The 5,371-nt window shown below is 65.3% G+C and carries 6 protein-coding genes; all 6 read left to right on the top strand.

The window, feature by feature from the left end:
- Window positions 1-192: 192 nt before the first annotated feature.
- Window positions 193-897 carry an ABC transporter ATP-binding protein gene (locus EOA28_RS23745; protein WP_127250304.1) on the top strand — a complete coding sequence of 235 codons (705 nt, stop codon included), beginning with the start codon at window positions 193-195 and terminating at the stop codon, window positions 895-897.
- Window positions 898-905: 8 nt separating this feature from the next.
- Window positions 906-1,805 carry a branched-chain amino acid ABC transporter permease gene (locus EOA28_RS23740; RefSeq protein ID WP_127250305.1) on the top strand — a complete coding sequence of 300 codons (900 nt, stop codon included), beginning with the start codon at window positions 906-908 and terminating at the stop codon, window positions 1,803-1,805.
- A gap of 1 nt (window position 1,806) precedes the next feature.
- On the top strand, window positions 1,807-2,904 hold the full coding sequence (locus EOA28_RS23735) for a branched-chain amino acid ABC transporter permease (RefSeq protein ID WP_245463334.1): 1,098 nt from the start codon (window positions 1,807-1,809) through the stop codon (window positions 2,902-2,904).
- A 29-nt stretch (window positions 2,905-2,933) separates the two neighbouring features.
- Window positions 2,934-4,328, top strand: a complete 1,395-nt coding sequence (locus tag EOA28_RS23730; RefSeq protein ID WP_127252587.1) for a glutamine synthetase family protein — start codon at window positions 2,934-2,936, stop codon at window positions 4,326-4,328.
- A gap of 119 nt (window positions 4,329-4,447) precedes the next feature.
- A complete protein-coding gene (locus EOA28_RS23725) occupies window positions 4,448-5,176 on the top strand; it encodes an AzlC family ABC transporter permease (RefSeq protein WP_127252588.1) in 729 nt (242 codons plus the stop codon).
- Window positions 5,173-5,371, top strand: a 199-nt coding sequence (locus tag EOA28_RS23720; protein ID WP_148670821.1) for an AzlD family protein, incomplete at its 3' end; no start/stop codon positions are given. The genes EOA28_RS23725 and EOA28_RS23720, both read left to right, overlap by 4 nt.

Here is a 5,371-nt window from a genome sequence, read left to right as displayed (position 1 = left end):
GCCTTGCGCGAAGCGATCAGGGCGCCGGGCGGCTATCCGGGCACCACGGCGCCGACGATCTCCTTCGCCGAGAAGAAGGGCTATCCGGTCAAGACGGTGCCGGTGATGGGCTTTGCCGACGGCAAGCGGGTGCTGATCACCGACACGCCGCCGACCTTCGTTCCGGCGCTGAACTAAGCGGGGCGGGAACAGGTGCTTAAGGTCGAGAAGCTTGTCGTGCGCTATGGCGCCGTCATGGCGGTGCGCGAGCTGTCGTTGGAAGTCGGGCAGGGCGAGCTGGTCGCCCTGCTCGGACCCAACGGCGCCGGCAAGAGCTCGACCATCAACGCGCTGACCGGGCTGGTCACGCCGGCTTCGGGGCGTATCGTGCTTGACGGCAAGGACATCTCGCATGTCCGCACCGAGGACCGCATCCGCGCCGGGCTGACCTCGACGCCGGAAGGCCGGCACATCTTTGCCAATCTCAGCGTCGGCGAGAACCTGCGGCTGGGGGCGGCGACACGGCGCGACCCTGCCGGGGTGCGCCAGGACATCGAGCGGTTCCTGTCGCTGTTCCCGGTGCTTTCCGAGCGCTACGGCCAGGCGGCGGGCACGCTTTCGGGCGGCGAGCAGCAGATGCTGGCGATCGCCCGGTCGCTGATGTCGCGGCCGAAGCTGTTGCTGCTCGACGAGCCGTCGCTGGGGCTCGCGCCCAAGATCGTGGCGCGCATCTTCGATTTCATCGGCGAACTCAAGGCGCAAGGATTGACGCTGCTGGTGGTCGAGCAGAACGCCAAGCAGGCGCTGCGCTTTGCCGACCGCGTCTATGTCGTGAGCTCGGGCACGCTGCGCTATGACGGACCGCCGGCCAGGCTCGCCGACGAGCACGGCCTGTTCAACCTCTATATCGGCGGGTAGGCGGCGACATGGATTATGCTCTGCAGCAACTCCTCAACGCGCTCGCCTTCGGCGCGGAATATTCGCTGGTGGCGCTCGGGCTGGCCGTCGTCTTCTCGATCATGGGGCTGGTGAATTTCGCGCATGGCGAGATCATCGGCGTCTCCGCCTACAGCGTGTTCGTGGCTGCCGCGCTGGGGCTGACCTCGCCCTTCGTCGCGGTCCTGCTCGCCGTCGGCATGGCGGCGCTGGCGGCGGTGGTGTTCGAGCGCGTCGCCTTCCGGCCGGTGCGCTACGCGCCGACCACGACCGGGCTGCTCACCGCCTTCGGTGTGTCGATCGTGGTGCAGAACCTTTTCATGCTTCTGATCTCGCCCAAGCCGCAGTCGGTCTCGGTCCTCAACGGCTTGAACCAGATGTGGTTCTTCGGGCCCTTCGCTGTCTCCTCGCTGCAGGTGATGGAGCTGATCGTGTCGGGTCTGACCATCCTGGCGCTGGTGCTCTTCCTCAACCGCTCGACGCTTGGCCTCGCCATCCGCGCCGCCTCGCGCGACTTCGCCACGGTGCGGCTGATGGGGATCAAGGCAAACCGAGTGATTGCCACGGCGTTTGCGATTTCCGGCGCGCTGGCGGGCATCGCCGCCGTCTTCATCCTGGCGCGGCGCGGCAGCGTCTCGCCCGATCTCGGCTTCGGCCTGGTGCTGAAGGCCTTCGTTGCCTGCGTCATCGGGGGCTTCGGCTCGCTGCCGGGTGCGGCGGTCGGCGGCATGCTGCTCGGCTTCATCGAAGTCGGCCTGCTTGTCGCGCTGCCGCAGGAATATGCGGGCTTCCGGGATGCGCTCACCTACGCGATCATCGTCGCACTGCTCGTCTACCGCCCGGAAGGCCTGCTCGGCCAGCGTATCGAACTCGGCGATAAGGAGATCTGACATGGCAGGCTCCGAATTGTCGCAAGCAGTCGAACAGATGGCGGCTCCGGTGGGCACAGCGCAGCCCGGCAATGCGGTTGTCCGCTCGCTGGTCGGCGGGCTGGTTACCGCGCTGCCGGTGCTGTTGATCGGCCTCCTGGTGCTGAATTTCGCGCCGACCTACTACACCTTCCTGGCGCTCGGCGCCTTCGTGAACCTAATCGTGGTGGTCGGGCTGCAGGTGTTCATGGGCAATTCCAACATCGCCAATCTCGGCCACAGCGCCTTTGTCGGGCTCGGCGCCTATGGCGTCGCCATCCTGTCGACGCCGCTTGCCATGAAGAAGCTGTCGATCCCCAACGCGCCGTTCGGTTTTGCGACGCTGGAGCTCGACCCGGTTTCGTCGGCGCTCATCGCGCTTTTGGTCGTCGGCATCGTGGCGCTGGTCAGCGGCAAGGTGATCAGCCGGCTGTCGGGGGTCGCCGCGACCATTGTCAGCCTGGCGCTGCTGATCATCGTCCATTCGGTGTTCCTCAACTGGACCGACCTGTTCAAGGGCAACCAGGCTTTCTTCGGCATTCCGAAAGTCGTCGGCCTGCCCTGGATGCTGGTCTTCGCGGTGCTGGCGATCGTGGCGGCGCGGCTGTTCAAGGACAGCCGCTGGGGCCTGCAGCTGCGAGCCAGCGCGCAGAGCCCGCAGGCTGCCGCGGCACTCGGCATCGATGCGAAAAAGCTGCGGCTGATGTCATGGGTGCTGTCGGCGCTGATCTGCGGCCTTGCCGGCGTGCTCTATGCCTATTTCGCCGGCACGATCAGCCCGAAACTTTTCTACTTCCAGATGATCTTCAACACGCTGGCGATGCTGATCCTTGGCGGCATGGCGACGGTGACCGGGGCGGTGACCGGCGTCATCGTGCTTTCGATCGGGCTGGAATTCATCCGCAGCATCGAGTCCGGCGTGAGCGTCGCGGGTATCCAAATGCCGCAGCTGCTTGGACTGTCGGGCGTGGCGCTCGGCGTGGTCATCGTGCTTTGCATGGCGTTCCGGCCAAGCGGCATCAGCGGCCGGCATGAGCTCGATGAGCTTGTGTCGCTTCTTTTCCGGCGCAATGACAGATAGCGTCGTCATTTCCTGGTGGAGGGTTGAACGTGGAATTTGAGGACAGGGTGGCGGCGTATGCGCCGAAGCTCGAAGCGTTGCAGGCCGAACTCGCATCGCGCGGCGTCGAGTTCGTCGAGGTGCATACGGTCGATACGTCGGGCGTAGTGCGCTCCAAGATCGCGCCGCTGAAGCTCTCGACCTCGGGCGAATCGATCAATGCCATCCTCTATTGCGTCACCCATGGCGACGGCCAGCCGATGGGCGACGTCGCCTTCGCGTCGCCAAGCGCAAATGAGGAGAACGGCTTTCCCAACATCAAGGGCATCATCGACCCGGACACGGTGGTGCAGCATGGCTGGAAGCCGAAATTCGCTTCCGCCATCACGCGCTCCTACATGCTCGACGGCGCGCCTTGCGCCTACGATCCGCGCAACGTCCTCGCCCGTGTCGAGGAGCGCGCGCGGGCGCTCGGCTACGAGCCGAAATTCGCCCTCGAATACGAGTTCGGCATTTTCCACGCCGACCACGATCTGATGCGCGCCGGCCGCTATCGCGAGCTGAAGCCGTGGGGCCATTCACTGATCAACTACGACCTCGTGCGCAGCGGCGAGTACCAGGATTTCGCCGCCGAGTTCATCACGCGCATGAAGAGCATCGACATCGGCGTCGCATCGCTGGTCACCGAATATGGCTACGGCATGTATGAATATGCGCTGACGCCGAAGAGCGCCCTGGCGGCGGCGGATGCCGCGATGCGCGCCAAGCTGCATCTGCGCGAGCTGTGCGCCGAGCGTGGGCTGGTCGCCACCTTCATGACGCGCTTCCAGCCGCCCGGCAAGGAAAGCGCCTGCGGCGCGCACCACCATGTCAGCCTGTGGCAGGACGGCAAGCCTGCCTTCGCGGCCGGCCCGAACCGGTTGACGCCGGTCGCCGAGAAATTCCTCGCCGGCGTGCTCAACCGCATGCAGGAGACGCATATTTTCTTCCGGCCGACCGTCAATTCCTACCGCCGCTTCGATCGCGGCGCGTGGTCGCCGGAAGACGTCGCCTGGGGGTTCGAGAACCGCACTGCGCCGATTCGCGCCATCACCACGCCGAACGATGCCGCGTGCCGGTTCGAGCACCGAGCGCCCGGCGCCGACGTCAATTCTTACCTGTCGATCGCCGCGATCCTGGCGGCAGGCTGCGAAGGCATCGAGAAGAACCTGCCGCTCGAGCCACCGGTGACGAGCAACCTTGCCAATCTCGACAAGCCGAAGCTGCCGCGCACGCTGAACGCGTCCATTGAGGCCTTCGCCGGATCCGATTTCTGCGCCGAGGCTTTCGGCGAGGCGTTCCGCGACAATTATGCCGAGAGCCGCCGCGCCGAGCAGGCGGCCTTCGATGCCTGGCAGGCGTCGCATATCACCGACTTCGAATGGCAGCGCTATTTCGCAAGCTGAGCCAGCAAACCATAGGCGCGTTAGAACCCGGCGATCAGTTCCGCTGATCGCTGGGTCAAGCGAATTGGTGTGACAAGCGGGGCGACGCTCCCTACATGAGGCCGCTCAAGGAGCGGCGCATGGTAACGGAAGCAATCTCTGAGAGCAGAACCGGCGGCGATTTCTGGGATGGCGTGCGATTGTCGATGCCGGTCGTGGTCGCTTCTGCGCCGTTCGCGATCTTGTTCGGCGCGATCTCCGTCGACAATGGTTTCTCGGTGCTTGAGGCGTTCCTTATGAGCGCCATGATCTATAGCGGCGCCAGCCAGATGGTCGGCATCGAATTGTTCGGCCAGCATGTCGCGCCGTGGCTGATCGTGCTGTCGATCTTCGCGGTGAATTTCCGACACGTGCTCTATTCCGCCGGCATCGGCCGCCGCATCGCGCATTGGCCATTGCTGCAGCAGGCGCTGGGCTATTTCATCCTCACCGACCCGCAATTTGCGGTGGCGGAGGCGAGGGCCGTGTCGGGCAAGCCAGTCGGGTTCGTCTGGTATCTTGGACTTGGCCTGCCGGTCTACGTGTTTTGGGTCATCGAAAGCGGGTTGGGCGCGGTGTTCGGCAAGCTCATTCCGGATACCCATGCGTTGGGCATCGATTTCCTGCTGCCGATCTATTTTCTCGGCCTCGTCCTCGGTTTCCGCAAGCGGCCGCTATGGCTGCCCGTCGTCGCCGCAAGCGCGGCCGCATCGATCATCGCCTACAAGACGGTCGGCTCTCCCTGGCATGTTTCGATCGGTGCGATCGCCGGCGTGCTGCTGGCGGTGATCCTGCCGCCGCATCACAGCGGAATAGGGGAGCGGCCGTGAGCACGACCTTCTGGATCATCCTTGCCGGCGCGATCGCCACCTATCTGACCCGGGTCGGCGGCCACCTCGTCATCTCGCGCTTCGAGAATATCCACCCGCGCGTCGAGGCGGGGCTGAACGCCGTGCCGGCCGCGGTGCTGACGACGCTGGGCGCGCCGGCAGTGCTTGGCGCCGGGCCCGCCGAATGGGCGGCGC

Source organism: Mesorhizobium sp. M2A.F.Ca.ET.067.02.1.1 (assembly GCF_004023285.1).
In the GTDB taxonomy this organism is placed as follows: Bacteria; Pseudomonadota; Alphaproteobacteria; order Rhizobiales; family Rhizobiaceae; genus Mesorhizobium.
The sequence above is the reverse complement of the archived record's forward strand: the minus strand, read 5'-3'. Positions and strand labels throughout refer to the sequence as shown.

What these genes read in the sequence shown, in the direction of transcription:
- EOA28_RS23735 (WP_245463334.1), top strand. Translation starts at nt 1,807, where the DNA reads ATGGCAGGCTCCGAATTGTCGCAAGCAGTCGAACAGATGGCGGCTCCG.
- EOA28_RS23740 (WP_127250305.1), top strand. Translation starts at nt 906, where the DNA reads ATGGATTATGCTCTGCAGCAACTCCTCAACGCGCTCGCCTTCGGCGCG.
- EOA28_RS23725 (WP_127252588.1), top strand. Translation starts at nt 4,448, where the DNA reads ATGGTAACGGAAGCAATCTCTGAGAGCAGAACCGGCGGCGATTTCTGG.